General features: G+C 63.3%; 23 protein-coding genes. 4 read left to right on the top strand and 19 right to left on the bottom strand.

Annotated elements, in window-relative coordinates; all coding sequences use genetic code 11:
- Positions 1 to 244: 244 nt before the first annotated feature.
- From J2126_RS12415 to J2126_RS12380, 8 genes are all read right to left on the bottom strand, one after another.
- Positions 245 to 1,291: a DUF7146 domain-containing protein gene (locus J2126_RS12415; RefSeq protein WP_052819640.1), complete on the bottom strand. Its 1,047-nt coding sequence runs from the start codon at positions 1,289 to 1,291 to the stop codon at positions 245 to 247.
- The gene (locus J2126_RS12410; protein WP_052819639.1) at positions 1,291 to 5,619 is read right to left on the bottom strand and encodes a strawberry notch family protein; all 4,329 of its coding nucleotides are present in this window, start codon (positions 5,617 to 5,619) and stop codon (positions 1,291 to 1,293) included. Before J2126_RS12410 ends, J2126_RS12415 begins: the two co-directional genes overlap by 1 nt.
- A gap of 153 nt (positions 5,620 to 5,772) precedes the next feature.
- Positions 5,773 to 6,210 (bottom strand): antirestriction protein, encoded by a 438-nt coding sequence (locus J2126_RS12405; protein ID WP_052819638.1) that lies wholly within the window; start codon positions 6,208 to 6,210, stop codon positions 5,773 to 5,775.
- A gap of 601 nt (positions 6,211 to 6,811) precedes the next feature.
- Complete coding sequence (locus J2126_RS12400; RefSeq protein WP_052819637.1) at positions 6,812 to 7,045, bottom strand: DUF6117 family protein; 234 nt, start codon at positions 7,043 to 7,045, stop codon at positions 6,812 to 6,814.
- Complete coding sequence (locus tag J2126_RS12395; RefSeq protein WP_052819636.1) at positions 7,042 to 7,443, bottom strand: hypothetical protein; 402 nt, start codon at positions 7,441 to 7,443, stop codon at positions 7,042 to 7,044. The genes J2126_RS12400 and J2126_RS12395 overlap by 4 nt, the downstream gene beginning before the upstream one ends.
- Positions 7,444 to 7,516: 73 nt before the next feature.
- A complete protein-coding gene (locus J2126_RS12390; RefSeq protein ID WP_052819635.1) occupies positions 7,517 to 7,738 on the bottom strand; it encodes a hypothetical protein in 222 nt (73 codons plus the stop codon).
- Between the two features lie 60 nt (positions 7,739 to 7,798).
- Complete coding sequence (locus J2126_RS12385; protein ID WP_052819634.1) at positions 7,799 to 9,943, bottom strand: ParB/RepB/Spo0J family partition protein; 2,145 nt, start codon at positions 9,941 to 9,943, stop codon at positions 7,799 to 7,801.
- A 175-nt stretch (positions 9,944 to 10,118) separates the two neighbouring features.
- A complete protein-coding gene (locus tag J2126_RS12380; RefSeq protein WP_052819698.1) occupies positions 10,119 to 11,315 on the bottom strand; it encodes a hypothetical protein in 1,197 nt (398 codons plus the stop codon).
- Between the two features lie 277 nt (positions 11,316 to 11,592).
- On the opposite strand from J2126_RS12380, the gene J2126_RS12375 reads away from it, so the two are divergent.
- Positions 11,593 to 12,534: a patatin-like phospholipase family protein gene (locus J2126_RS12375; protein ID WP_052819633.1), complete on the top strand. Its 942-nt coding sequence runs from the start codon at positions 11,593 to 11,595 to the stop codon at positions 12,532 to 12,534.
- A gap of 12 nt (positions 12,535 to 12,546) precedes the next feature.
- On the top strand, positions 12,547 to 13,428 hold the full coding sequence (locus J2126_RS12370) for a nucleotidyltransferase domain-containing protein (protein ID WP_209487307.1): 882 nt from the start codon (positions 12,547 to 12,549) through the stop codon (positions 13,426 to 13,428).
- A 218-nt stretch (positions 13,429 to 13,646) separates the two neighbouring features.
- On the opposite strand, the gene J2126_RS12365 is transcribed toward J2126_RS12370, so the two are convergent.
- The 11 genes from J2126_RS12365 to J2126_RS12315 form a co-directional block, all read right to left on the bottom strand.
- Complete coding sequence (locus J2126_RS12365; protein WP_052819631.1) at positions 13,647 to 14,600, bottom strand: hypothetical protein; 954 nt, start codon at positions 14,598 to 14,600, stop codon at positions 13,647 to 13,649.
- Positions 14,597 to 15,256, bottom strand: coding sequence for a TauD/TfdA family dioxygenase (locus J2126_RS25780; RefSeq protein WP_052819630.1), 660 nt, complete (start codon positions 15,254 to 15,256; stop codon positions 14,597 to 14,599). Before J2126_RS25780 ends, J2126_RS12365 begins: the two co-directional genes overlap by 4 nt.
- A gap of 12 nt (positions 15,257 to 15,268) precedes the next feature.
- A complete protein-coding gene (locus J2126_RS12355; protein WP_209487305.1) occupies positions 15,269 to 15,727 on the bottom strand; it encodes a hypothetical protein in 459 nt (152 codons plus the stop codon).
- 75 nt (positions 15,728 to 15,802) lie between these two features.
- Positions 15,803 to 16,072 (bottom strand): DNA polymerase, encoded by a 270-nt coding sequence (locus J2126_RS12350; protein WP_245327298.1) that lies wholly within the window; start codon positions 16,070 to 16,072, stop codon positions 15,803 to 15,805.
- A 340-nt stretch (positions 16,073 to 16,412) separates the two neighbouring features.
- Complete coding sequence (locus J2126_RS12345; RefSeq protein WP_052819627.1) at positions 16,413 to 17,549, bottom strand: hypothetical protein; 1,137 nt, start codon at positions 17,547 to 17,549, stop codon at positions 16,413 to 16,415.
- A gap of 99 nt (positions 17,550 to 17,648) precedes the next feature.
- A complete protein-coding gene (locus tag J2126_RS12340) occupies positions 17,649 to 19,100 on the bottom strand; it encodes a UvrD-helicase domain-containing protein (protein WP_052819626.1) in 1,452 nt (483 codons plus the stop codon).
- Entirely contained in the window at positions 19,090 to 20,820 is a 1,731-nt protein-coding gene (locus J2126_RS12335; RefSeq protein ID WP_052819625.1) for an ATP-dependent nuclease, read from the bottom strand. The genes J2126_RS12340 and J2126_RS12335 overlap by 11 nt, the downstream gene beginning before the upstream one ends.
- 85 nt (positions 20,821 to 20,905) lie before the next feature.
- Positions 20,906 to 21,289, bottom strand: a complete 384-nt coding sequence (locus J2126_RS12330; protein WP_082178886.1) for an XRE family transcriptional regulator — start codon at positions 21,287 to 21,289, stop codon at positions 20,906 to 20,908.
- A gap of 1 nt (position 21,290) precedes the next feature.
- Positions 21,291 to 21,659, bottom strand: coding sequence for a type II toxin-antitoxin system RelE/ParE family toxin (locus tag J2126_RS12325; RefSeq protein WP_052819624.1), 369 nt, complete (start codon positions 21,657 to 21,659; stop codon positions 21,291 to 21,293).
- A gap of 12 nt (positions 21,660 to 21,671) precedes the next feature.
- Positions 21,672 to 21,974, bottom strand: a complete 303-nt coding sequence (locus tag J2126_RS12320; RefSeq protein ID WP_052819623.1) for a hypothetical protein — start codon at positions 21,972 to 21,974, stop codon at positions 21,672 to 21,674.
- Entirely contained in the window at positions 21,967 to 23,388 is a 1,422-nt protein-coding gene (locus J2126_RS12315) for a tyrosine-type recombinase/integrase (protein ID WP_052819622.1), read from the bottom strand. The genes J2126_RS12320 and J2126_RS12315 overlap by 8 nt, the downstream gene beginning before the upstream one ends.
- A 386-nt stretch (positions 23,389 to 23,774) precedes the next feature.
- Between J2126_RS12315 and J2126_RS12310 the strand changes: the two genes are divergently transcribed.
- Both J2126_RS12310 and edd read left to right on the top strand, forming a co-directional pair.
- Positions 23,775 to 24,209 (top strand): pyridoxamine 5'-phosphate oxidase family protein, encoded by a 435-nt coding sequence (locus tag J2126_RS12310; RefSeq protein WP_209487303.1) that lies wholly within the window; start codon positions 23,775 to 23,777, stop codon positions 24,207 to 24,209.
- A gap of 63 nt (positions 24,210 to 24,272) precedes the next feature.
- The gene (gene edd, locus J2126_RS12305) at positions 24,273 to 26,108 is read left to right on the top strand and encodes a phosphogluconate dehydratase (RefSeq protein ID WP_209487301.1); all 1,836 of its coding nucleotides are present in this window, start codon (positions 24,273 to 24,275) and stop codon (positions 26,106 to 26,108) included.
- The last annotated feature ends 100 nt before the right edge of the window (positions 26,109 to 26,208 follow it).

Here is a 26,208-nt window from a genome sequence, read left to right as displayed (position 1 = left end):
GACCTGCACCCGCAGCGAGGCGGAGGGCCGGAGCACAGCGGAGGATGACGAAGGCGGGCTATTTTGCCTCGCGATGGAAAGGCCCGCAGGGCCGCCGGAAAATAGTCCGCCGCAGGCATTGCGGGTCCAGGCCGTTTGCTGGCCGATCGCCCTCTCGAAGGCCGGGGCGCGGTTCTCTCCGACATCAAGATCATCCGAGCGACGCCGACGACGGCGCTCCCGCCGTCTGCATTCTCCTGTCGGCCTATGCCGCCAGCGCCATGAAGCGTGCGACGTCCTGGGGCGCGATCTGCACCCGGGCCGCTGCCCGGAGGCTGTCCAGACCAGCCAGGCGGAGATCCTCGTTGAAGTCGCCCAGGCGCGGAGACACCACGACCGCCTCGATCCCGGCGGCGTTCGCCCGTTCGATCAAGGTCGTCATCGCACCGTCGCCGGCCGGATCATTGTCGCGGGCGATGTAGAGCCGGCGCAGCGTGTCGGGGAACAGGATGGCCGAGAGATGCGCCGCCGAGAGCGCCGCCGCCATCGGCATAGTGGGCAGCGCCATTCTGAGCGACAGCATCGTCTCTATGCCTTCGCCCGCCGCCATCACTTCGCCCGCCACACCGAAGCGAACGGCGTGTCCCAGGAGGTCGCCCATCGCCCGTCTCGGTGTGTCGATCGGGGCCTTGTCCGAGCCGTCAGGGGCGAGCCAGGTGCGATGCGCGCCGGTCTGATGCTCGGCGAGATCGGTGACCGATGCGATCATCGCCGGCCAGGTCTCCGTCGGGGAATACTCGTCGGGCCGATAATAGCACCTGGGATGAAAACGCAGGCTTCCGGTTCCGTGCAAAGCCGTAATCGCACGGTTCCGTAGATACGTTTCCACGACAGTGCCCAAAATCGGCTGCGACATCCCGACGAGCCGCCGCGCTGCTTCCGGCGATCCGATCGGCGCTGGTGCTTTGCGTTCGCCATCATGCCGGCGGTCCGGCTCGGGATGCGGCATCGACAGGAAGGCGCGCGCCTCATCGGCGACGTCCTTGAAGTCGACCAGGCCGCAGCTCTCGCGGATGACGTCGAGGAGATCGCCATGCTCGCCGGTGGCGGCGTCGGTCCATTTGCCGGCGGTGCCCTTGCCGGTTTCGCCGCCCTTTAGCCGCACGAACATCGAGCGGCCGGGCGTGTTGCGCACATCGCCGACCAGCCAATAGCGGCCCTCCCGATGACCGGCAGAGAGGTAGTGGCGGCACACCGCCTCGGCCTGCCGGCCGAGACGGATTGCCAGTTCGGAGGCGTCCTGCCGTGCCATCACGCCGCCTCCCGCTCGCCGATACGCTCGACGGGATAGCGCTCCAGCACCTTGGCGAGGATGGTCGCCCCGGTCGTATCGGTCGGCACAAACATTCGCAGCTTCCACGAGATGATTTCGTGGAATAGGCCATATGCCCGCAGGCGATCGCGCATGGCGTCGGTGAAGCCCGACAGTTCGATGCGGTTGGCGCCCATGACCCGGACGCGGCGAAGCTGGAGACCCTCGGTCAGATCGAGGATGGTCTTGCCGTCCATCAGCGCCATGAACGCGTAGTCGGGCGTCAGGGTTGACGTGCCAGCCGCGAGCGCGCCGGCCACCCATGCCGGGGAGACGCGGCGGCCAACGATGCGCTCGCCGTCATCTGTCTGGAGTCGATAGACCCGCGTCGACTCGTTCGGCAGCCGCTTCCAGATCGGCAGCAAGAGCCCGCTGACGACATGGATGGTGCTATCGGCATATTCCGGCACCTCGGCGGCCTCGGCATTCCAGGCCGCTGTGAAGCCAGCCCGATCCGCGTCGACCCAATGGGTCTCGTCCATCATCTTGATGGGGATGTTGTGCGCCTCCATGGGCCGGATCAGCCGCACGCGCCGTTCGATCTCGCCATCGTCCAGCATGATGCTGGTGGTTGGTATCTGCACGGCGGCGCGGCCCGAACGCTCGTTGACCAGCAGCTTCGCGCCTGCGTCATCGAGATGGTCGAGCGCCTCGGCCAGCGTCACGGGACGGTTGCGCTGGCGCTGGTTGATGGTCAGCAGCCGGGCCTCGGCCCCGGTGCCAGGATGAACGTGGATCGTTCGGCGGTCGGTGACGATGAAGCTCTCGGCCTGCAGCGTCTCCAGCCCGACGTCGTAGCTGCCGGAAGCGATAGCGCCTTCGATCTTGGCGTTCAGCAGCCGCTCGAACGCCGTGAACAGGACGCCCTGAAGTTCGATGGTCAGCGCAAGCAGCCGGTTGAGAAAGGTGGTGATCGGCGGCAGTTCGTCCTTGATGCCGGTGGAATCCATCAGCGAGAGGCCGGTGGCATCCTCGAACATCTGGAGCGAGCAGCCGTCGACCTTGCCGCGCACCAGCAGCAGGTAGAGTTGCCGCAGGGCGTCGCGGGCGTAGTGGCTTTCCAGATTGTCTTCGGGCCGGAACAAGCCCTGGCCGCCGGTCTGGCGCTGGCCGCGCGTGATCGCGCCCAGGGTGTCGAGGCGGCGGGCGATGGTCGAGAGGAAGCGCTTTTCCGCCTTCACGTCGGTCGAGATTGGCCGGAACAGCGGCGGCTGCGCCTGGTTAGTCCGGTTGGTGCGGCCCAGGCCCTGAATGGCGGCGTCGGCCTTCCACCCCGGCTCCAGCAGGTAGTGGACGCGCAGTCGCTGGTTCCGCGCCGACAGGTCAGCATGGTAGCTGCGCCCGGTGCCGCCGGCGTCGGAGAAGATCAGGATGCGTTTTTGATCGTCCATGAACGCTTGGGTCTCGGCCAGATTGGCCGAGACGGCACGGTTCTCCACGGCGAGGCGGTCAATGCCGCCGGGACTGGTCTTGCGAACAATGCGCCGCGAACGTCCCGTCACCTCCGCTACGACATCGGTTCCGAAGCGCTGGACAATCTGGTCGAGCGCGCCGGGGACCGGTGGCAGCGAAGCGAGCCTCTCGATCAAACGGTCTCGACGGGCAACAGCGTCACGGCTCTCGACCGGCTGGCCGTCGCGAAACACCGGTCGCGACGACAGATTGCCCTCGCTGTCGGTGAACGGCTCGTAGAGCTGCACCGGAAAGGAATGGGCGAGGTAATCCAGAACGTATTCGCGCGGAGTGATGTCCACCCGGACGTCGTTCCATTCCTCGGTGGGGATTTCCGCCAGGCGGCGCTCCATCAGGGCTTCGCCGGTCGACACGATCTGGATCACGGCGGCATGGCCGTCGATCAGGTCCTGCTCGATCGAGCGGATCAGGGTTGGCGTCTTCATCGAGGTCAGCAGATGGCCGAAGAACCGCTGCTTGGCGGATTCGAAGGCTGAGCGCGCCGCGGACTTGGCCTGGCGGTTCAGCGTGCCGCCGTCGCCGGTGATGTTGGCGGCCTGCATCGCCGCGTCGAGATTGTTATGGATGACAGCGAAGGCGCCGGCATAGGCGTCGTAGATGCCGGTCTGCTCGGGGGTGAGCTGGTGCTCGACCAGTTCGTATTCGACGCCGTCGTAGGAGAGCGACCGGGCCGTGTAGAGCCCGAGCGAGCGCAGGTCGCGGGCCAGCACCTCCATCGCCGCCACGCCGCCGTCCTCGATCGCCTCGACGAATTCGGCGCGGGTCGAAAACGGGAAGTCCTCGCCGCCCCAGAGACCGAGGCGCTGGGCGTAGGCGAGATTGTGGACGGTGGTCGCGCCGGTCGCTGAGACATAGACGACACGCGCGTTCGGCAGGGCGTGCTGGAGCCGGAGGCCCGCACGGCCCTGCTGCGAGGCGGCGACGTCGCCGCGTTCGCCCTTTCCACCAGCGGCGTTCTGCATGGCGTGGCTCTCGTCGAAAATGATCACTCCATCGAAGTCGGAGCCCAACCATTCGACGATCTGCTTGACGCGGGAAAGCTTCTCGCCGCGATCGTCGGACCGTAGCGTGGCATAGGTGGTAAATAGGACGGCTTCCGAGAGCGTGATGTCCTTGCCCTGCGGGAAGCGCGACAGCGGCGTGACCAGCAGCCGCTCCATGCCGAGGGCGGACCAGTCGCGCTGGGCATCCTCCAGCAGCTTGTCGGATTTGGAGATCCACACCGCCTTGTGGCGGCCCTGCATCCAGTTGTCGAGGATGATGCCAGCCGACTGGCGACCCTTGCCAGCGCCGGTGCCGTCGCCAAGCATGAAGCCCCGGCGGAAGCGCACGGCGTTCGGCGCATCGTCGGGCGCGGCCGAGACGACGTCGAAGGCCTCATCGAGCGTCCATGATCCCGCGAGGAAGTCGGAATGCGCCTCGCCGGCGTAGATGACGGTTTCGAGCTGAGCATCGGAAAGAAGACCATCTGGGACGATGTTGGCGGGCAGCCGGGGCCGATAGCTGGGCTTCGGCGGCGCGACCGAGGCCATCGCCACGGATTGCACCAGCTTGGTCGGATGGGCCTGCGCCCCGGGAATAAGGATCGCCTGCAATCGGTATTCTTCATAAATTGCATCGGTGATCCGGCCGTCTTCGGCGGGCGTCCAGTCCACGGTTTCATAGGCGAGTTCGACGCCTTCGGGCTCGATGGACGCGGGCGTGGCGGGACGTGCAGCAGTGGTGCGCGCGAGATATCCGCGAACGGTCCGGGGCGTCGCGGCGGGTGCCAGGGCCGCCGCTGGCGGGAGGGCCGCAGTCTGGCGCGGTGGAACTTGCGCCTCGATCCAGCCGAGCAGCGTGGCGACGTCGGGCGCGGTGCCTGGCGAAGGGGGAAACGTAGCCTGATCGTCGGCCGGCAGCTTGTCGATGACTGTCAGCCGGGTGTCGATGGTCGTGCCGTGCTTGGCATAGACCGAGCCGTCCACAGCCGCTGTGAAGACGACGCGGCCACGCTCCTGAAGCCGGATGAAGGCCGCAGCCCAAGCCGGATGGTCGGGGCTGAAGTTGGCACCAGTGATCGCCACCAGCCGCCCGCCATCGGAGAGCCGGGCCAGCGCGGAAGCGACATGGCGATAGACTGTATCGGCCACGCGGCCGGTGACGTTTGCCATGGCAGAGAATGGCGGATTCATCAGCACGACGGAGGGGACGGATCCAGTCGCGAGATGATCATTGATCTGGGCAGCGTCGAAGCGCATGACGGCGACAGCCGGAAACAGCGCAGCGAGCAGATCAGCTCGGGTCTCGGCCAGCTCGTTGAGGAGGAGCGTTCCGCCTGATATCTCGGCCAGGATGGCGAGAAGACCCGTGCCAGCAGACGGCTCCAGCACGATGTCGCCAGCAGCAATGGAGGCGGCCGCCACGGCGGCGAGACCGAGCGGCGCCGGCGTCGAGAACTGCTGGAGCGCCTGCGATTCTTCCGAGCGCCGCGTATGCGTCGGCAGGAGTTCGGCGATCTTCGCGAGAGCGGAAAGCCGTGAAGCCGGAGACGCGGCCTTACGGAAAAGCGCCTTTCCGTATTTGCGCAGGAAGAGGACTGTCGCGACCTCGCACGCCTCATAGGCGGCCTTCCAGTTCCAGGCGCCGCTGGTGTCGGATGCGCCGAAGGCTTCTTCCATCGCTGCACGGAGGATCGCGGCGTCGATACGCTGGCCGCGCTCTAGATGATCGAGAAGCTGTAGCGCTACGTTGAGGATCGAGGACGCGGGGGTGACGGGCGCGGCCGGAAGGGCCACGGGAGACAGAATGTTCATGGAGGAACCTCGGGAGAGCGGAAGGGACAAACCCGGACGGCGCTCTCTCTCAACCGCCCGGACTCGACCCGTCCCGGCCGTCCTCTTCCTCTGATCAGCCGACATAAAAAAACGCCCGACCGTGAGGCCGGGCGCTGAGGGAGAGGGCAAATTTCAGTCGATCGCCTGGAAGATCTCGGCGGCTTCCAGATGGTCCGCGGCGTAGTCGTAGAGGCGGCCATATCCTTCCGACATCGCGTCGATCGGATATTTGAAGGAGAGATGGGAGAAGGCGAACAGCGTCGCGATGATGCCCGCGGCGTCGGCCGATACCTCGCCCTCATAGCCGTTAGTGTCGCAGACGATCTGAAAGCGGGGCTTAGAGGTCGGCGCGAGGTAGAGCGGCCTCCCGCCGCGCTCATAGAAGTCCCAGAGACCGCCACGATAATCGAGCGGGCTCAGGCGTCCCATCAGGTGATAGACGGTCATCTCCGCCACCAGGACGTGCTCACGGCCGAAGAGCAGCGGCAGGAAGCCCATCCGGCGACCCTCCGGTACGATTGCCACGGCGCGCGCCGCGGAATCGTCAGTGCTGGGGTTGGTGTCGGGCATGGGGGTTCTCCGGAGAGCGGATCGGGACGAACCGGCGGCGCTCTCTCTCGACCGGGCCGGCTCGAACCCGTCCCGGCAAACCTCTCGCTCTGACGCGCCGCATGAACGCCTGATCGCGCGGCCTTCCGAAGCGGGCCGCGCGCCACTACACTCCTTCATCTAACACATGGCGGACGGCGACCCTGGCGATCGGGGACGCATGTCCGCCCGACCAAGTGAGGTTCCGGAAGGAGACGGTGATGAAGGGAAGTGTGATCGGCATCGTGCCGCGGGCTGCCTCGTTGTGGGCTTCGGGGCGGGCTTTGCGCTCCGCCCGGTGATCGCACCGGGCGACGCATCGGCCGCTGCGGTCGCGGGCGTGGCTCAGCCGACGGAAGAAGAGGCCATCGCAGCCGTCCGCCGCCATCGCCCCTTCACGGGGACGTCGCTCGCAAATGCGACACTCAAGCTCGGTGATTGCTCGCCGGGCGGTGTTGGACCCGGCGTGACGTGCATGACGCAGCTCACGATGGATGTGACCCGGGCGAACGCCACGCCCCAGAACCGACCGGTCGGCTTCGCGCGCGTCAACGGTCAATGGGAAGTGGCCGTCTGGTAGAATTCAGGCAGCTATTTCGCCACCCGTATTGGGCGGAAGGTAGGCGTCGTAAGGATTGCCATCTGCCAGATGGCCGAACGGCGTGAACATATAGTCGCCACCGTCACGGCCGACCGCACAGATGACATAGCGCGGCTCGCCGGTCGCGGCGTCCGTGCATTCCATCAGCGCCAGATCGCCGCTTTCCGCGGCGCGCAGCAGGGTTTGGAAATTGGCTCGCGCATGGTCGGGGATCATCGCGCACCTCTTTCGGCGAGCCAGCGGCCCGTGCTCATCCATTCGATCGTGTGGCCTGTGGAGAGATCGAGCAGATGGGCGCCGCCGGAGAAACCGTCGACGACAGGTTCCGAGGCGACGCCGGCCCACTGAAAGCCCCAGGTGCCGGTGAGCCCGAACGTCTCCGCGCAGCGGGTGACGAAGGTGATCAGCAACTGCGGATCGGCGGTCCCGGGGTCGCGAAGCCAAAGTCGCGTGGCGCCATGCTCGGGCGTCAGCGAGAGCAGGAACGGCTCGGCGGGCGGATCCTCGCGACCGTTCTCGGCCATCAGCGCGGTGTAGATGTCGAAGGCCCGCGCGACATTGGCGACTGAGCCGACGTCGAGCAGGCAGGAGAAGCGGGTGAGAAAATCGGGCATGTCGGGCTCCTGAAACGAAAAGAGCCCGACGCTGGGCCGGGCTCGGGTGGATCGGGATCGTGGTTGAGAGGGGCTAGTAGCCGAATTGCCATGACGGCCACGATTGGCCGTCGTCGGCAGCCGCCGCGGCCTGGGTGAGGTATTCGGGATCGCGGTCGGCCACGGTGGGGTTGCGGACAGGCGTCTCGTCGATGACGGTCACGCGGGAAACGAGGCCATCCTCGACCTCGACGTGGACCGGCACGAAATACTGGAAGACGACACGCCGGATCGGCGCGGGGCTGAATTGCACCATGTGAACGCTCCTTCGATTGGGGGAGAGGTGCGGAGCGGCCGAAGCCGCCCCGCGAGCCACTCATTCGGCGGCTACGAGGTGACGGTCGTCATCCTCGCCATCGGCCGGCGATTCCGAGTCGTCGTCGGCGCTGAGGAAGTCGGGCAGCTCGGCCCCCTCGGCTTCGCTGCCGCCGTCCGCGCCCGCTGCAGAATCGCCGTCAACGCCAGCAAGCCGAAGCGGCTCAGGCAGCCAACCGCTATCGGCCAGGAGACGCTCGGCCTCCTTGGCCATGTCGCCCTTTTTCAGATGACCGATAAGCTCGGCCGCTCGCTCGCCGGCGCCTTCGCGGACGGCTTGGAGGATGCGCGGCTTGGTGACACGGTTGAGGTAGTTGCCGAAGGTCGGGCGCCAACCAGCCTCCACTATGTCGAGCCCGGTCGTCCGCGTCAGCCGGTCGGCCTGCGCGAGCCTCATGTCGAGCGTGTGCTGCGACACGCCGCCAGCGCTGTGCGGGTTCGGCCGCTCATAGAGCGCGTTGACCCCATAGCTGACGCAATGTGCCAGCAGCGCCATACGGCTGGCATCGTCGAGACCGGCGAGCCAATCCCACAGGGCGTCGTCGTCCTTCGGGATGTCAGTGGCCCAGGCGTCGTGACGCTCCTGCACGGCCCGCGCGGAGGGGCTGTCCTTCAGCGCCTCGTCCTGAACGGGGAAGAAGATGTGCTTCACCCCGGCCTCCATAGCGCCCGTGTACATGCGGGTCATGAAGTTGTCCGAGACGAGTTTGTGGAGAAGCGCCGTCATGGCGATGTGCGGGTTTTCAGCCACCGCGTTGCGCAGCGCGAGGGTGCGGTAGGCGGTCAGCTCGACGACGAGGCGTTCGGGCAACGGTTTGATGCTGTCGTCATCATCGTCCTCCTCCGGTTCGACAGGCCGGCCGCCGATAGTGATGACAGCGCGTTGCACCGAGGGGCTCGCGGTGCCGGCGGATTCGGTATCGGTCTCCGATCCTTCCTCACCATCGGTCCGGACCTGAGGCACATCCTCGGGCCGGACGAAGCCGCGATCGACCGAAAGCGATCCGTCGGCGTCGATGCTGACAAAGACGCCGGCGATGGCGATGTCGGCCGGATCGAAGTGCTCGGGGCGATCGTCGAACGCGGCCAGAGCCGTCTCGATCTCGCCCATGCGCTCGTCGACCTCATCGGGCAGTTCGTCGGCGTCCTGATATTCCGCTTCGAGCCTGGCCTGCTCGGCGGTGAGCGCCTCGATGGTCGCCTGTTCCTCCGCCGATAGATCGATCGGCGTGCCGGAGATTTCCTGCAGACCGCGCACGGCGTCGTAGGGGAAACTGACCGCGACCTCGATCCACTTCCAACCCTCGGCGGCGATCACCTCAGCCTCGGCCTTCAGCTTCTCGGCGACGAGGCGATCGAGAAGCCCGACGTCCTGCAGCCAGCCGCCATCGTCGGCCTGGAACAGGTCGCGCATGACGATGCCGCCAGCCGCCTCATAGGCTTCGAGGCCGAGGAAGACGGCACGCTTGTCGGAGGCGCGCACCGTGGTCTCGGTCAGCATGCGCCGGATCTGATAGGGCTCCTTCGACCAGGCGTCCTTGATCGCGTCCCAGACCTGGGTCTGACGCTCGTGGTCTTCGGAGACGGTGAAGGCCATGAGCTGCTCCAGCGTCATGCCGTCGTCGGCATAGACCTCGTGGAGGACGGGCGAGACGGCTGCGAGGCGCAGCCGCTGCTTGACCACGTTGACGGGGACGAAGAAAGCCGCAGCGATCTCCTCCTCGGTCATGCCTTTGGTCAGCATGTCGTGGAAGGCGCGGAACTGATCGAGCGGATGGAGCGGCGCGCGCTCGATATTCTCGGCCAGCGACACCTCTTCGGGGAGGATGGCGCCATCGCGATCACGGACCACGCAGGGCACTGGAGCGATCTTGGCGAGACGCTTCTGCTTCACCAGCAGTTCGAGCGCCCGGAAGCGGCGACCGCCGGCGGGCACCTCGAACATGCCGGTCTCCACGCCCTCGGCGTCAACGACGGGAAAGACGCTGAGACTCTGGATCAGGCCGCGACGAGCGATCGAGGCCGCAAGGTCCTCGATCGAGACGCCGGCCTTCACGCGCCGGACGTTGGACTGGCTGAGCACCAGCTTGTTGAAGGGGATGTCGCGCGAGGACGACAGGATGATCTTCTGAACGGCAGTAGCCATCGGGATTTACTCCGCGACGGGCGGCCGAGAGACTCTCTCTCAACCTCCAACCCGTCACGAAGCGAAGCGCCGCCCTCTTCCTCTAAAGGGGGCAGCGCAACGGACCGGCGAACCAGAAAGGCACGGAAGCGCAAAGCCGGAGATACGGAAAACCGCATCCCCGGCTTCGCGGAAATCAGGCGGCTCGATCGAGCAGCTTCTTCGCCTTGCCCTCCATGTCGAGGCGGGCGTCCTGATGGGGCTTGTCGCGCGCGACGGCGGTGATGCCCTGCACGAAATCGAAGATGGACTCCGGAGGGCGGCCTTCCTCGGCCAGCACTCTGTCGATGATCTTGCCAGTCTCGGCCTTGGAGAAGCCGCGCCGACGCAGGAAGTCGGTGCGGTCTTCGTCGGTCCTGGCGACGATCCGCTCGCGGGCGGCCCTGATGCCGTTGACGAACGGCAGGGGTGAGGAATTCGCGAAGTTCAGCAGCGCCGGGGCCGCCTCGTGCGCGAAGCGGTTGGCGGCATATTTGGAGTGGCGGATGGTGATTTCCTCGAAATCCTCCACGCCCCACAAATTGCGATTCTGGCAGACCGCCCGGAGATAGAAGCTCGCCATGCCGAGCGTCTTGGCGCCAACCTCGGAATTCCAACAATAGAATCCGCGGAAATAGAGATCCGGCGAGCCGTCAGGCAGGCGGCCAGCTTCGATCGGATTCAGGTCGTCGACCAGGAACAGGAAGACGTCGCGGTCGGAGGCATAGAGCGTGGTCGTATCCTTGGTGATGTCGACCCGCGGATTGTAGATGCCGGTCGACCAATCGAGCACGCCCGGCACCTTCCAGCGGGTGTCGCCCGTGCCATTGCCCGCGATACGCTGCACCGCCTCGACCAGTTCGTGGTCGAAGATCCGGCCGTAATCCGGGCCGGTGACGGCGCGCAGTTCGACGCGGCCAGTATCGGTTTCCAGCGTCTTGATCTGCTCGGCCCGACTGGAGGTCAGGCCGTATTGCAGGTTGATGGCGGCGAGCGCGGCCGGGAGCTGTCGCAAATAGGCGGCTGGTGCGCCGACCAGGCTGGCGAGCTGGCCGAAGGACCAGTGCGTCGGCGCGATTGACGCATCGGTGCCTGGCAGGATCAGCGCCAGCCGCTCCGAATCGTTGCGGTTCGCCTCGACGTGGATGAGCGCGCTTTCCACCACCCGCGTCCGGCTTCGTTCGGTGCGGTCGCGAACCGTGTGGGCCAGTTCCGACAGGGAGAGATAGCGCTCGTCGGCCGGACGCGAGAACCATTCCGACGAGACGCGGCCGATCCACTCCCCCCGGCTGACATCGACCTTGTAACCGCCGTTTGTGTCGCGGCGGGCGTCGAGGACTGAATCTTGGGACATGGGAACAATCTCCATGACGGGCGCCGGAGACCTCTTCTCCAGTCCTCAACCCGTCACGGAAATCAGTCCACTCTCTCACTCTCAGCAGGGCGTTGCGGGGCAGCCGCCCCGCAGAAGGGGTCGGTCGAGACCAGCGGGCTCGGGCGCAGGGGAAGGCTTTCCCCTCAAGGTCTAGTCCGGAGTAGAGATGCCTACTCTGGGCACGTTTCATGTCGAGCAAGTCGGATAGTGAAGAATCGTGTATTGGAAGAGTTAGTGCGATCGCAAAGGAAAACAGGTGGGCGACGTTTCAACCGAGAAAGAAACTTTCCGGGTGCTCAGCTTAGATGGCGGAGGCGCAAAGGGCTTCTACACACTGGGCGCGCTGAAGGAGATTGAAGCGCTCGCGGGTTGTAGATTGTGCGAGAAATTCGACCTGATCTACGGGACTTCGACTGGCTCCATCATCGCCGCGCTACTAGGCCTTGGGAAATCGGTGGACGAAATTGAGGCGCTCTACCGCAAGCATGTGGTGACCGTCATGTCGGCTTGGCGCCCGAGCCAAAAGACCGCGGCACTCGATGCGCTCGCAGCAGATGTTTTCCGGGAGCTGCGTTTCGACGCCTTCAAGACGGACATCGGCATTGTTGGCACGAGATGGAAGGAGGAGCGTCCCATCATCTTCAAGACGAACCGGCGTCAGGCTTTTCGTGGCAAGGCGACGTTTGAGCCCGGCTTTGGTTGTACGATCGCCGACGCGGTGATCGGGTCGTGCTCGGCGTATCCATTCTTCGAGAAGAAATTTGTAACTACCTCCGCAGGTGAGAGGATCGAGGTCCGGGACGGCGGTTTTGTCGCGAACAATCCTACGCTCTACGCAATCGTTGACGCGATTGAATCGTTGGGGATCGCGAGGAGCGATGTTCGCGTGGTGAGCATCGGCGTTGGCGAATATCCGTCACCGAAGCTTCCGACCTGGAGCGTTCGAAAATGGGCAAGCAAGCTGCCGACGATGGTCTTCCTTCAAAAGACGATGGAGATCAGCGCCCAGTCGATGGATCAGTTGCGGCGCGTGATGTTTCGAGATGTTGCGACGGTTCGGGTTCACGCCCGATATACCCAGCCAGAGATGGCGACGGACATGTTGGAAGTCGATTTGGAAAAGCTTGGCTTGCTGTGGCAGCGCGGGCGCGATTGCGCGCGCGAGGCGGAGGAGGAACTGAAGTCGTATTTGGCTTAAACGGGGGGAATTATGGCGATCGCGGAAGCGCAACTCGAGACGTGGTCTCAGCAAGGCAAGACGGGCCAGTTCACGGACACCTATAATTCAATTAGGGGGAATCTTCTCGACGGGTCGGCCTTCTATCCGGTGAAGGACATAGAAGTTCACCTGCAGGGCTCTTACGGCAACGATACGAACGTGTGGGCGGACAGCGACGTGGACGTCGTCCTCTGCCACAATGGCGCGTTCTACTACGATATTTCCGCGATGAGCCAAGCCGAACAGGATGCCTTCAAGGGCGTCTTTTCAGCAAATGCCGCATACGGTTATAACGAGTTCAAAGGCGATGCCGAGAGGTACATCAATCAACTGTACAACGGTGTCGTTGCGGGCGGAAAGGCGCTGCATGTTCCGGTAAATAATGGTCGCCGCAACGCGGACATACTCATCTGCCAGCAATTCCGGCGTTACTATTCCTATCAATCCGGCGTTCACGGCTACCATTCCGGGGTAGCGTTTTACGTGAACGGATCACGGATCGAGAATTTTCCGAAGCAACACTCGGACAACTGCACCGCAAAGCATCAGGCCACGAACCAGAACTTCAAGCGTGTGGTCCGGATCTTCAAGAACATGCGCAACACGATGATCGGCAAGGGGTTGCTCGCCGACAAGATCGCGCCCTCATACTTCATCGAGGGGATGCTTTCGAATGTGCCGAACGACAAATTCGTGGGCAGCTATCAGGATATGTTCGTCGAGTGCTTCAATTGGGTCGTGAACGCGGATCGGACGAAGTTGACGACCGCGAGCCAACTCCATTGGCTCGTAAGGGATGGTTCCTCGGTCTGCTGGTCGACGGCTAGCTTCGATGACTTCACGGCAGCGCTCAAGGAATTTTGGGAGAGTTGACGAACAGCGCGTAGTCGGGATCGGGACGAGACAGGTCGAGGATTTCGGGATCAAAGGTGTAACCGACGAAGTCGCGGACGTGCGGAGGCAGTTTACAGGCGAAGACCTGGCGGCAGGTGCAGGTCAAAGCCTCGTTTCGTTAGGAACAGGAACCGGGTGACGGCTGCGATCGCTTCCCGGCCGATGGCCGCGCGTGGACGTGTTTGCGATGCTGTCGATCAGCGTTCGTTATTGTCGTCTTCATAGTTGGACCAATCGTCGGCAGGCGCATAATATTCTGCCGCGTCGTAGGTCTGGGTTTTCTTGTAGCGATCGCTGAGACCCACGACAGCGAGTCTTGAGAGACCGGCGATCTTGAGACCGCATGCGACGCATTCGAAGTGGGTCGGAAGATACTCTTGGGTTTCGATGATTTCGTCGTCGTCGAGCTTCTGTGTTGGAGCAGAAACTGGCTCCCCCAGGACAAGAGCCGCCGAGCCGCACGATGGGCAGTCGACTCGGTGGCCGTTCTGACGGGTGGCCCACACTGCGGCCTGGGTTTGTAGCGTCGAGCGGTCGTCATCGAGCTTGGCGTTCCAGACCTTTTTGTGCGCCTCTACATCGCCCTTTACGGCCTTCGCGCTTTCGTCGTCGGCTGCGTCGATAAGCTTTTTTGCAACCTCCGCTTCGTCTTCACCTACGAACTCTGGGAGCGTCACTCCCATTGATGTCAGGAGGATCGCACAAGTCTGATAAAAACGTGGCTGCCAAGTCGACCCCTTGACGCCGTCGAATGCCAGTTCGCCGGAGTGGAGTTCGGCATTGCGCTTGCCGGTATGTACGACCCCGAAGCTCTCATGCTCCTTGGTAAATTCCGGCAGGATGCCTGAAAGGCGCTTGAACACCTCACTGATTGGAATGGATCTTGGTGAGAACCTCTCTTCGAAGGGAGCGAACCCCAACGCGAACAGGAGATTTGATCCGTTTTTATCGGCCTCAGCTAGCAGCGCTGGGCTGACATTCGCCAAAGCTGCGCGAGCGAGGAATTCCAGGGAGAAGCTAGACCAGAGCGCGTATTCCCATTCATCGCTGTCATAGTCATCCATGTTTTGAATGTAGCGCTCGGCCTTCGCGTATAGCGCTTCTGGATGATATGTTGCCGGTGTTGCGCCCGGCTCGATAGTCTTCTTCATTTAAGTGCCCCCAAATATACCCTTTGTATTGAACGATCCTCGCGCCCGGGTGGGATCGGAGACCGAGCGTGCAACATGCGCCAGTTGTCGATGATCAGAGTATCGCCAGGATGGGCGAGCGCGATCGACAATGGGACGCTCTTAGCGAGCCAATCGCGGATCTGCGTGTCGGCCGCGTCGCCAATTCTGCTTGCTGGCCGAAGGAATATTTCATCCCACCGTAATAGGTCGGCGCCATCCGCAGATTCGAAAAGGTGAAGCAGCGCAAGGGTGCCGTCGCGTGGACGCCGCGGTTTGAAGATTGCCCGTGTGAGAGTGTCGCGGGAAACGGCATCGATGAGCGCGCGACCGTCAAACAGCAGCGTGGGGACGTCGTCATATCCCACTTGGCATCGCAGCAACAGATAGCGCGGGGGCCGGCGCCAGTGTGCAAGATCGGTATGGAACGGAAAGCTGCCCAAGCCGAAGTTCCCGCTATAGGTATTTGGAGCAGCGTCCTCGCGAGGCACCAGGGTTTGAACAAGGCCTCCTTCCCAGGGCGTCAACGGATCGCCAAAATCGCTGGCGACTTCGACAGTACCGATGCCCAAGCGATGCCGTGGAATGAAGGAGTAACCGTTTTCGGCAATTTTGCTTCTGAGATCGGACGCTGTCACTTTTGCAGTCCCTCAGATTGCGTTCTCGGCCTTCAGCAGATCCCGAACACGGGCGCCGAGCGGCGTGAGGATGTAGACGGTTCCGCGATAAGCGCCATCGGGGAAGTGTGTCTTCTTGGGGATTGCGAGGCGGCGGACTGCTTGGTCGTGGGCGAAGACGGTTTTCAGTGCTTTAGAAATCGCCCCCATGGCGTTTCTGAGGGCGGGATCGGCTTGGCCGGTTTGGTTGCTGAAGGTGTCGTGGCCACTGAGAAGCTTTTGGAGCGCTTCTCTCCGCAGGGGCTGGCTGGGTTTGGGACGAACTGCGTCTACGACCTTTTGTGCAAGTTTCGCCAGTTCGTCGTCACCTTGGTCCTTTGGGACCGCAATCGGGCTGAAAAGCTTGAGATTTTCGTGCTTAACGTACGGAGACAAGGCCTCAAGCGCGCCCTTCAGACTGTGATCTGGTATCTCTGCAATAAGCGTCGCCATAGCTCTTCTCATTAGATCTGACTAACGAGAAACCTAAGGGGGTCGCTTGCCGCTTTCAAGGCCGATCGTTAAAAATCATCGAAAATCCCGCGTCTTCACCTTGATCGAGTCGATGTGCAGATCGCGGACGTAGATGTCGCGTGTGCGCAGCCCCTTCGGTGCCAGACCGCGCGGATCGGGGGTCGGCGAGCCATGGTGGAATTCGTCACCGCGTCCATGCGGCAGCGGGAATGCGGCGTCGCGATCGCCGACACTGGCGAGGTCCGCCGAGAGATCAGTCAGGCGCTGGGCGACGAGATGCACGACTTCGCCCTCGCGCTGGATGCGGCCGCGCACGGCGAACATGCCGGCTGACAGTATGATGCGCCGGTTCGGGACGATTTAGCGCTGTCTGCTTTTCGGGAAAACGGGACCGAAACGCTTGGCCCTCGCGAGGCGCTCGGCGCTCTCCAGTCTGCGCCGCGGCGCATCGGCGTCCTGACGGCACCTCAAAGATTGCCGCATCGGGACAATCTGAGTTTGCTAATCGGGCGACGCGACGGGATCATCCATCGAGCACACGAAATCAGTGAGGCCGAACTGGACGATGGAATGCGCCACGCAAGGCGCTTCATCGAGCGGTTTGCGAAATCGCTGCTCGATCTGAATCTTCTGCAGTAGGCGATCGTAGGGCCAGGCTGGGTGCCTATGGATTCTGCAGTTTCCATAGGCGGTATTGCTCGCGCAGCTTCGCTTCTATCGCCATCAGTTGGGCGGGATAGTGGTATCCTTCGAAGCCACGCGCTGCAATATCGGTTGACAACTGGACTAGGCGCCAAGGTGTGTATTCGTGAAATGGGTTTAGACCGATGACATTGCCAAGAGACAGGTCAGCCGGCGCCGGCGCCGTCAAGAGCTTCGCAAACGTTGCGATTGCCGCGTTCATATCCCACCGGCAGACAAACAACGACAGTGCGCAGAGGGCAAGGAGTGGAATCGGCGGTCCCTTCCACCTGTAGGAATCAGGATTGATCGGACTGAACTTGATGCCAGCGTTCTTCGCGACAAAACCACAGAGCGTGAGCGCTGCGTCGTAGTGCGGCCGCAAGGCACTGACGTCGAAAACCTCCTGATCCTTGTGCTTCGTGGCCAGTTCCTGGGCCCGACGCCAATGCGGCGGCTCGACCGGCGTCTCCCTGAGAAGTTCAAACAGGGCAAGGTGCTCTTCTGTGAATTGGTACTTTGCCGCGGCTGCCCAATCGAAGCCTGGCATTTCTGCTTGGGCAGGATGGAAGGTCCAGCGTTGATAATGCGAGTGGCGCCGTAGGCATCGGGTCCATTCAATTTGCTCAGGTGTGACCGTCACCCGGACGCGGCTAGAGGCTTTCAGTTCGAAAAACCATTGGCGCATGGCGCGGATCGTCGACTGATCGAATAGCTTCTGCTCGATACCTTTGCACACAAGCTCTCTGATCAGTCGTGTTTCTGCAGATTTCTCAGACCCGAGATTCACGAGCCCGTCAGGTTGGGTGAGCACGCCATCGTCTTCGCCATAGAATTCACAGAAAGGATGATGCGCGTCGTTGCCGTCCTGCCCGACGAACCGGAAGTGAGATTGCCTGATCAGCTTTTGCGTTGCGCGGGCGCGAGCCGAACGCACGACATGAGCGCCGGTGCTGCCGCACGACGAACATCGAACGTCCGAGCGAATCCAGTCGCTCCATTTGGGATCTATTTCGGGAACCTGCTCGGCGGCAATGGGCTGCCTTCCGCTCAGCAACCATGCGAGTTGCTCGACGTCGATCTCGCGAGCGTAGTGTTGCGAGTAAGCAGTGGTTGCCATAAATCCTCCTAGAATGACCTTCTATGTTCGTTGGACGTGTTGCCATTTGTCTTGGCGCAATGCTTCCACCGAGTTGTTGTTCTGAGTGAGAAGCGCGCTCTACGCCGCAGGCGTGAAGCGGACGCTCGGCGATATAATTCTTATAGTTTTCGTCGCGCGCGTGAGCGCTACATACAAATCCTTGCCGCTCATTGCGTCGGTTGATGTCACGATGGCTCGGTCGAACTCCAAACCTTTCACCAAGAGCGTGCTTCCAATACTGCGGATTCCCAATCGGCGACCGGCGTGACGACTTCGATTTTGAACCTCCCAGATCGACGCGTGGAGGCTCGGGGGTTGGGTCTTCGTCGTGGTCTGGAGGGCCGATTGCATCGCAAAGTACATTTCGCGGCGGTAGATGCGGACGCCCGGCCGATCTCGCAGCGCCTGGAGGAAGGCGAGCATCGAGTCATCGCCACCGTCCTGGATGATCGCATCGGTGAGCTGCAAAAGATCGCCGAATTTAGCCTGGCCCAAGCGGCGGCCCTGTTGGCGGGCGTCAACGGCGCGCTGGAGTTCTGCCTTGTCGGCCCCGATCATACATTTGGCGGCGAAAGCCAGGAGCATCTTGAAACGCGCTTGTCCGACCGACCCATCAATGGCTCTGGCCGTGGCGAAAAGCGTCTTGCAGCCGACCGCCTCGATATTGACGAACCCTTGCTGTGCGAGCTTCTGCGCCAGCGCCGATCGACGGTTTTCGCTAGTGCTGTCGCCGATGACTATGAGGTTTCCAAGCAGGTCATCGCGCATCGATTCGAGGCATTGCCGGACTACTGTAGCCTGCTGATGGCGCGGATCGGCGGGCAAGGCGGTCCAGGTTACGCAACTTGGACGATTGCTGAGATCAAGAATTTCGCCCTTCTGAAGCGCCAGCCGCACGGCTCGAAGCCATTCGGCGAGATCCTCGTTCCCGGCGTTCTTCCATCGCCATGGAGTTGCCAGTTCGGCTGCTTGTCCAAAGTTTGGAAAGACATCCTTCTCCCAGCTAACCGGCGTTTGGCCCCGGAAGTCGAAGATGGCCTGAAGCGGGTCGCCAAAAACGCACGTCGGCAAATGATTGGCGAGCCGTCGGATCACATCGTGCTGCTGCAGGGTGCAATCTTGGTACTCGTCAACGAAGCAGCCACCATATGAAGAATTGATCACCCCATCCACGGCGCCACTATCGAGTAGGCAGGCTCCGGCGGCATAAACTGCGTCCCACTCCGCCGTGGAGTTGGGGGCGGTCGAAAGGATGCCGGAGCGCCGAGGAAAGGAAGCCGCAAACCGGAGGCACCAGCCGGCGATCGTGTCGATGCGATACTTACCGCTAGGAATTTGAAGTTTCTTGAGGCGTCGCGTGAGCGCGTCGACGCCGGCATGCGTGTGCGTAAGAATGAGCCGGCGATGTTCGGACACGCCCACCGCACGGGCAATTTGCTCGGTTTTCCCGCAGCCAGCGGCCGCAATGATGCTCCCCCGTCGAACGCCGGCCGCCAATCGCGCAATATCTGCGTCTACCTCAGGAGCCATCGATCCATGTCCGCATGGCATCGAGCCCTTGGGCGAGTGGAGTTGCAGCCACGTTGGCCAAATGGGGGCCGACAACTGATGCCAACCCTTCGCCGCGTGAAATGTCCTTGAACCAACTCTTGTCGTTCGCGACCTTACCAATCAGCCGACGCAAATCCACGGTGTCGCGCTCCGGTCCCAGCTTGGCGGCGGAAACGGTCGGAAGGCCGGCGGCGTTCAAGGCATTGTCGAGGACGGCGATGACGCTGTCCTGTCCGACGCACTCGATTGCGAGGGCAATCAGTGCGCGTACTCCGGCCCAGGGTAGGTCGAGAAACAGCCGTTGCTCGGTCGAGCAGTTGTCAGGCCATTGCCAGAAGGCCGCGCCTTTGTCGGTCGCTCTGCGCAAGGCCTCCGCGTTTGGCGGCTGGTCGGAGTCCAGAAGAAGCCAGACCTCGTATCCAAGATCGCGAAGATGCTCGGCGATAAGTGGGGCCTTATCCTTGCCCCCGCCATCGATCGGGACCGCTCCCTGCAATGCGAACGAATCTCGGCCGCTAGTATGCCACCATCCATCTAGCCCGCGCATAAGGCCCTGTTCCGTTCGCCCCTCGCCAACAAGAACCTTGCGCGCGAGGAAGGCCTCAGGCGTTCCGCGAAGGTGACGCTGCGCCGTGTCGAGGTCTCTGGCCAGTCCCGAAACTGACGCCACGGTCGTCACACCCGCTGACGATCGAACGGCAAAAATATCCGAGGCGGTTAGCTCGCGGATGACGACTGGCGAGTGTGTCGTCACGAACATCTGCGGCTGGACGGCACCTTCCCCGCCCTTGGGCGTTTTCAGATACTTGAGCAGCCGGGCGACGCGATGCGGTTCCAGACCATGTTCGATTTCGTCGACGATAGCGATATGAGGCGGGCCGGCGTCGTGCTGAAGCGCGGACACGAGAAGGCGAGAGGACCCAGTTCCAAGTCGGCGGAGTGGAAGGTTGCCGTCATGCAATGCAATCCCGCCAGAGGTGATGCTGACCCCTTGAACGTCCAGTTCGGCTGTGAATTTCCCTCGGACGGGCACGGCGAATAGCTTGCTCAGCTCCTCTGCCCGGTCGACGGCTTTTTTGAAGATACCTTGATCGCCGGCCTTGAAGGCTGTGCGGGCCGCCCGGCCGGCTTCCGCCAGTTGAAGGCTATATCCCTCACCAGCCTCGCCGATGCGTGTCAGGACGGAGGTTCGGCCCCAGCCGAGATGTCGTTCGGCATACGGTCCCAAGCGATTGGTGCCCATCCGCTTGGCGTCTTTGTAACGTACGGTCGGTGGGTCCTTGTCGATGGCATCGATACGATCATTGTGGATCGACCATCGCGCCTCTAGCGATTGATCGATAACTACGGTGATGGATAGCGCGTCTTCCAAACCCGCGCCGGACTCGTCCTCGATTTTCGTAGCTGCCTGGTTCCAGCCCCGAAGGTGTAAACCGTATCGGTCCTCGGCTTTGAAGTCGCCGGGTAGCCCGGCCAACGTTACAGTGATCCGCAACGGCTTCTCGATATCGAGGTCGAAGAAGTCGCAATCATCGGCGAAGCTATACGAGCGGGGATTTAGACACAGCTCGATGGCATCGAGGATGGTCGTTTTTGTGGAGTCGCCGGGGCCGATCAGGCAGTTCATGCCCGCCGCAGGTGCCCAAACCAGAGATTTGATTCCACGGAAGTTCTGGACCTCCAGATAGACGATGCGCATTCCTGCCCCCAGGCCGCTGACGCAGATCGTCAGTCAAAGTTCTTTCTCATGCCAAATCGCTCACAAGGATCCTCGATCCGGGTAACTAGCGCCCACGGGCACCGCCGATCTGCGCGCCGATGCGCGGCCGACGAGCCGATTTCTGCGGTGCGGCACCGTCATCGCCGAGATGGTGAATTCGCAGAGCAGGACGCTCCGGCAGTTTGACGGTCAATTCGAGCTTACCCCCCACCGCCTCGACATAGCTGCGAAGCGTCGAGAGATACATGTCGGTCTGCTTCTCAATTTTAGAGACCGAAGGCTGCTTGATATTGAGCGCGGAGGCGATATCGGCCTGGGCCTTACCCGCTATCTGGCGCAACTCGCGCAGGCCTTCGACCTCCTGCTTGAGCTCCTGATAGCGCGTATCGATCGCGACCTGCTCCCCCGGAGGCAGCGTTGCGATGAAGTCGTTCAGGTTCCGGCCCATCTCACTTTCCCTTCTTTACGGCTTTCAGGCTTTCCAGATGCTCGGAAAACCGGAAATCCGCTTTTGCTATCAGCTTCCTATAGAAGCGTTTCTGGCTTCCGCCCGACTTGTCTCCTGCTACCAGCAGGATTGCTCTTCGTTCTGGATCGAAGGCGAAGGCTGCGCGCCATTCGCCGTCGGCCACTTCGAACCGCAGCTCCTTCATATTGGCATGGCTAGACCCCTTGAGCGTATCGGCATGGGGCCGACCAAGCTGCGGGCCGTAATCCGACAGCAGCTTGGCAACCGCGAGCAACGCCTCGCGGACATCGCGCTCAAAGGCCAAAACCTCGCCCTCAAAGGCCGGGTGGATTTGGACTTCCCACTTCATATAGCCTCCGGGCTATGTCGGGTCAATGGGAAGGATGCGCGGAGCGGCCGGCGACGCCGTGGTCACGCGACGGCAACTTTCGGCCCAAACATCGAGATCATCGACCGCGTAGCGGACCCATTTTCCAAACTTGTGAAATACGGGTCCGCCACCCAGCGAGCGGTAGCATTCCAGCGTATGCCCTTCGAGGGCGAGGTAGCGGGCGGCCGCCTCGGTATCGACGAAGCGGATCGGGCCTGCGTCATCGACAAACCTCGCGCGACGCAGGATGTCCGCCGTAGGCCACCGGCGCCGCTGGTTGGCGTCCTTACGCATGGCTCGCCTCCTTTGGCTCGTCGTGCTTGGTGCCGGGCGGAACGGCGCGATTGTCGCCGGAGCGATGACGGAACGGCCGATAGTTTCCGAGCTTGGTGCGCGAACCATACTGGCCGTCCTCGTAGCCGAGGGGTTTGCCGGTCGCGGTCAACACCGGCTCGATAACCTCGACTTCGGGCGCAACCGAAGGCACTTCCACAACCGGCGCCCGCGTAGGTGTGGGAGGCGGGCTCGCCGAGTGACCGCCAAGCAGAGCCTGCCGTCGCTGGTTCACCGCCTCCGCTGCGGCTCGCACCGGGTCGTCCTCGGTGTGGACGTACTTCATGAACATAGTCACCGTCTTGTGGGCGGTGAGCGCCATGCCGACTTTCACCGGGATGCCGGAGTTTGCAATGTCGGTCGCCGAGCGATGCCGGATGCCGTGAGTTCCGATATGCGGGAGGCCTGCACGCTCAAGGATGCGTCGCCAGCCCTGATAATAGGTGTGCTTCGACATCGGCAGGTCGGGGTCGAAGACGGACGGGCAGACGAAAGGCGATTCCTCAAGGAGAGGAGCGGTCTCGAACAGCCGCTGCGCTTCGGCACTCATGGGTTTGGACATGCCGCCGGTCTTGCTGTCGGGCCAGACGACGCGCCGGTTGTCGTAATCGACCCACGACCATTCGAGCTGGATGATCTCCGACATGCGCGCCGCGAATTCGAACTGGAGCCGGATCGCGAGGAGGATGAAGGGATGCTCAAGGCCCTCCGCCTCGGCGCGCGCAAGGTAGGCGAAGAGCTTCTTCATCTCGCTGTCGGTGATCAGCCGGGTCTTTCCCCGTTCCGGGTACTTCGGGACGTGGCGGCATGGGTTCGACCCGTCGGCGCGCATGCCCCAGACCTCGGCCATGTTGAACATCTTCCGCACGGCCGCCAGGACGCGGTTCGCGTTCGTGGGCTTGTGCGACATCTTCTTCATCAGATTCGAGATGTCGGCGCGGGTGACGTCGGGCACCTTCAGTTGGCCGAGCACCGGGATAATGTAGCGCTTGCCGTAGCCGCGGTTCGAATGAACGGTGGACGGCTTGTTGCGGCTCTCCGAGTAGTCGGTGATGAAGCGGTCGAAGAGTTCTTTGACCGTGGGTGCCTGCCGAGCTGTGGCCCGCTCGGCGCTGGGATCGAGGCCGCGGCGAACCTCGGCCAGCCAGTCCTGAGCGATCCCGCGGGCCTGCTCGACGGTGATCTCGCCGTAGCGGCCAATAGCGGGCTTTCGGCGCTGCCCGTTATGGGCGACATAGGCCACCATGAAAATCTTGCGACCGGCCGGGGTGACCTTGACAAGGAAGCCGGGTATCGTCGTATCCCGGAGTTCGTAATCGCGCTCCTGCGGGGTTGCGGCGTCTACAGCGGTCTTGGTGAGTTTGATTTTGGGCATTCCTAACCTCCGATGAGGTCGGATTTCAGGTGCAACATAGGTGCACCTAGAAAGCCAACCGTGGCGTACATCCGGTTAGGTATGGGTGACTCGATATCCGAAAAAAGCTAGTGCTGACAGTCGGTTATCGGGAAAACGGATACCCCCGGATACACAAAGGATAGGGCATCTGGGGTCTCTCAAAATCCGCCGTCCTCACGGATATGTCGGTTCGAGTCCGACCGCCCGCACCATCTTCGTTTTTCGAAATGCCGCAAGCAGACCCGCCGCACGGCCCCGCCGGCACGTTCGCGCCTGCGAGCGCCGCTTGCATCCTCATCCGACCACGCTGAACCAAATCGCCCCGCCGGCATTGACTGCAGGATGCAAGCTGGAGCGACGACGCCATGGCCGAGATGACGCTGGATGAAGTGGTTGAGAAGATGCGCGACATCGATTTCACCACCCTCTTCACCAAGACCGAGGCCGGCGCGCTGGCCGGTCGGCCCATGAGCAACAATGGCGACGTGGATTACGACGGCAGCAGCTTCTTCTTCGCGCAGGAGGACGCCCGCGCGGTGAGCGAGATCGCCCGCGATCCCAATGTGGGCCTCGCCCTCCAGGGCACGAGTGGCATTCTCGGCCAGCGCCCCTTCTTCACCACCGTGGAGGGGAAGGCGCAGATCATCCGCGATAAAGCCGCCTTCGAGGCGCGCTGGACCTCCGATCTCGACCGCTGGTTCCCCGCCGGCATCGATACGCCTGGCCTCGTCCTCATCAAGGTCGCGGCCCAGCGCCTTCATTGGTGGAACGGCGAGGACGACGGCGAACTCGTTCTTTAGAGATCGTCCATCCCTTGCGTCGGGCGTCGCTCAGGGTGGAGGATCGCCGCAAGGAGGAGCCTCATGGCCGCACAGCACACGCTCGACGCCCGCGTCGGGGAAATCACCGAGCGCATCGCAAGGCGCAGCCACGATGCCCGCCGTCGCTATCTCGATCGCATCGCGGCGGCAGCCCAGCGCAGGCCGCAGCGGCAGGCGCTGGGATGCGCCAACCAGGCCCACGGCTTCGCGGCCTGCGGTCCCTCGGACAAGGCGATGCTGCGCGCGGGCGACGGCCCTTCGCTGGGCATCGTCACCGCTTACAACGACATGCTTTCGGCCCACCGGCCCTATGAGCGCTATCCCGAGCTGCTGCGCGAGGCGGCGCGCGAGGCCGGTGGCGCGGCGCTGGTGGCGGGCGGCGTGCCCGCCATGTGCGACGGCATCACCCAGGGCGAAGCGGGGATGGAGCTTTCGCTGTTCTCCCGCGAGGTGATCGCCCTCTCGACTGCCGTGGCGCTTTCGCACCAAACGTTCGATGCGGCCGTCTTTCTCGGCATCTGCGACAAGATCGTGCCGGGTCTCGTCATCGGCGCGCTGTCGTTCGGCCACCTGCCGGCGGTGTTCATCCCCTCCGGCCCCATGACCAGCGGCCTGCCCAACAACGAGAAATCCCGCATCCGCCAGCTGTACGCGGAGGGCAAGGTCGGGCGCGACGCTCTGCTGGAGGCGGAAAGCCAGTCCTACCACGGCCCCGGCACCTGCACCTTCTACGGCACCGCCAACACCAACCAGATGCTCATGGAGATCATGGGCCTGCATTTGCCGGGTGCCTCCTTCGTGACGCCGGACACGCCCCTGCGCGATGCCCTCACCAAGGCCGCCGCCCAGCGCGCGCTCGCCATCACCGCGCTCGGCAACGACCACATCCCCGCCGGCCGGATGCTGGACGAGAAGGCATTCGTGAACGGCATCGTTGGCCTTCACGCCACCGGCGGCTCCACCAACCACACGCTTCACCTCGTCGCCATGGCGGCGGCGGCGGGCATCGCCCTGAGCTGGGACGATTTCTCCGCACTCGCCGAGGTGACGCCGCTGCTCGCCCGCCTCTATCCCAACGGCTCGGCGGACGTGAACCACTTCCACGCAGCGGGCGGCGTGCCCTTCGTGGTGCGCGAGCTGCTCTCCGCCGGCCTGCTGCACGCCGATGCCGAGACCATCCTCGGCCGCGGCCTGGAAGCCTATACCCGCGAGCCGGTGCTGGCGCCCGACGGCTCCCTCGACTGGCGGGACGGCGCGGCGACAAGCGGCGACGACAAGGTCTTGCGCGGTGTCGAGGCCCCGTTCCAGAGCACGGGCGGGCTCAAGGTGCTGGACGGCAGCCTCGGGCGCGCGGTCATCAAGACCTCAGCGGTGGCGCCCGAACGGCATGTGATCGAGGCGCCAGCCAAGGTCTTCCATTCTCAGGAGGAGCTTCAGGCCGCGTTCAAGGCGGGCGAACTCACGGGTGATCTCGTGGCCGTGGTGCGCTTCCAGGGGCCGAAGGCGAACGGCATGCCGGAGCTGCACAAGCTCATGCCGCCGCTGGGCGTGCTGCAGGATCGCGGGCAGAGGGTGGCCCTCGTCACCGACGGCCGCCTCTCGGGCGCGTCCGGCAAGGTGCCGGCGGCCATCCACGTCACGCCGGAGGCGCTGGACGGCGGCGCCATCGCCCGCATCCGCGACGGCGACATGATCCGGGTCGATGCGGTGGCGGGCCGGCTGGAGGTGCTTGTCCCGCCCGGCGAATGGGCTGCACGACCGAGCGCTACGGCCGACCTCTCCGCCAGCCATGTGGGCGTTGGCCGTGAACTCTTCGCCCCCTTCCGCGCCGCCGTGGGCGAGGCGGAGAACGGGGCGTCCATCTTCGCGGGGGTCTGAGGAGACAGAGCGCCATCATCCCCCGGCTCGTCCGGGGGATCCACTCCGCCGCTCTTCCGGCTGCTCGCGGTTTGAAGCACCCTTGCGGCCGGCCCATGGA

Source organism: Xanthobacter flavus (genome assembly GCF_017875275.1).
In the GTDB taxonomy this organism is placed as follows: Bacteria; Pseudomonadota; Alphaproteobacteria; order Rhizobiales; family Xanthobacteraceae; genus Xanthobacter; species Xanthobacter flavus_A.
This window is presented reverse-complemented; position numbering and strand designations above follow the sequence as displayed.

Coding starts and splice junctions, on each gene's coding strand:
- J2126_RS12355 (WP_209487305.1), bottom strand. CDS start 15,727: ATGGCGACGCTTATTGCAGAGATACCAGATCACAGTCTGAAGGGCGCG.
- J2126_RS12335 (WP_052819625.1), bottom strand. CDS start 20,820: ATGCGCATCGTCTATCTGGAGGTCCAGAACTTCCGTGGAATCAAATCT.
- edd (WP_209487301.1), top strand. CDS start 24,273: ATGGCCGCACAGCACACGCTCGACGCCCGCGTCGGGGAAATCACCGAG.
- J2126_RS12380 (WP_052819698.1), bottom strand. CDS start 11,315: ATGTCCCAAGATTCAGTCCTCGACGCCCGCCGCGACACAAACGGCGGT.
- J2126_RS12385 (WP_052819634.1), bottom strand. CDS start 9,943: ATGGCTACTGCCGTTCAGAAGATCATCCTGTCGTCCTCGCGCGACATC.
- J2126_RS12325 (WP_052819624.1), bottom strand. CDS start 21,659: ATGAAGTGGGAAGTCCAAATCCACCCGGCCTTTGAGGGCGAGGTTTTG.
- J2126_RS12410 (WP_052819639.1), bottom strand. CDS start 5,619: ATGAACATTCTGTCTCCCGTGGCCCTTCCGGCCGCGCCCGTCACCCCC.
- J2126_RS12395 (WP_052819636.1), bottom strand. CDS start 7,443: ATGCCCGATTTTCTCACCCGCTTCTCCTGCCTGCTCGACGTCGGCTCA.
- J2126_RS12365 (WP_052819631.1), bottom strand. CDS start 14,600: ATGAAGAAGACTATCGAGCCGGGCGCAACACCGGCAACATATCATCCA.
- J2126_RS12350 (WP_245327298.1), bottom strand. CDS start 16,072: ATGTTCGCCGTGCGCGGCCGCATCCAGCGCGAGGGCGAAGTCGTGCAT.
- J2126_RS12400 (WP_052819637.1), bottom strand. CDS start 7,045: ATGATCCCCGACCATGCGCGAGCCAATTTCCAAACCCTGCTGCGCGCC.
- J2126_RS12405 (WP_052819638.1), bottom strand. CDS start 6,210: ATGCCCGACACCAACCCCAGCACTGACGATTCCGCGGCGCGCGCCGTG.
- J2126_RS12415 (WP_052819640.1), bottom strand. CDS start 1,291: ATGGCACGGCAGGACGCCTCCGAACTGGCAATCCGTCTCGGCCGGCAG.
- J2126_RS12370 (WP_209487307.1), top strand. CDS start 12,547: ATGGCGATCGCGGAAGCGCAACTCGAGACGTGGTCTCAGCAAGGCAAG.
- J2126_RS12315 (WP_052819622.1), bottom strand. CDS start 23,388: ATGCCCAAAATCAAACTCACCAAGACCGCTGTAGACGCCGCAACCCCG.
- J2126_RS12330 (WP_082178886.1), bottom strand. CDS start 21,289: ATGGGCCGGAACCTGAACGACTTCATCGCAACGCTGCCTCCGGGGGAG.
- J2126_RS12320 (WP_052819623.1), bottom strand. CDS start 21,974: ATGCGTAAGGACGCCAACCAGCGGCGCCGGTGGCCTACGGCGGACATC.
- J2126_RS12310 (WP_209487303.1), top strand. CDS start 23,775: ATGGCCGAGATGACGCTGGATGAAGTGGTTGAGAAGATGCGCGACATC.
- J2126_RS12340 (WP_052819626.1), bottom strand. CDS start 19,100: ATGGCTCCTGAGGTAGACGCAGATATTGCGCGATTGGCGGCCGGCGTT.
- J2126_RS12390 (WP_052819635.1), bottom strand. CDS start 7,738: ATGGTGCAATTCAGCCCCGCGCCGATCCGGCGTGTCGTCTTCCAGTAT.
- J2126_RS12345 (WP_052819627.1), bottom strand. CDS start 17,549: ATGGCAACCACTGCTTACTCGCAACACTACGCTCGCGAGATCGACGTC.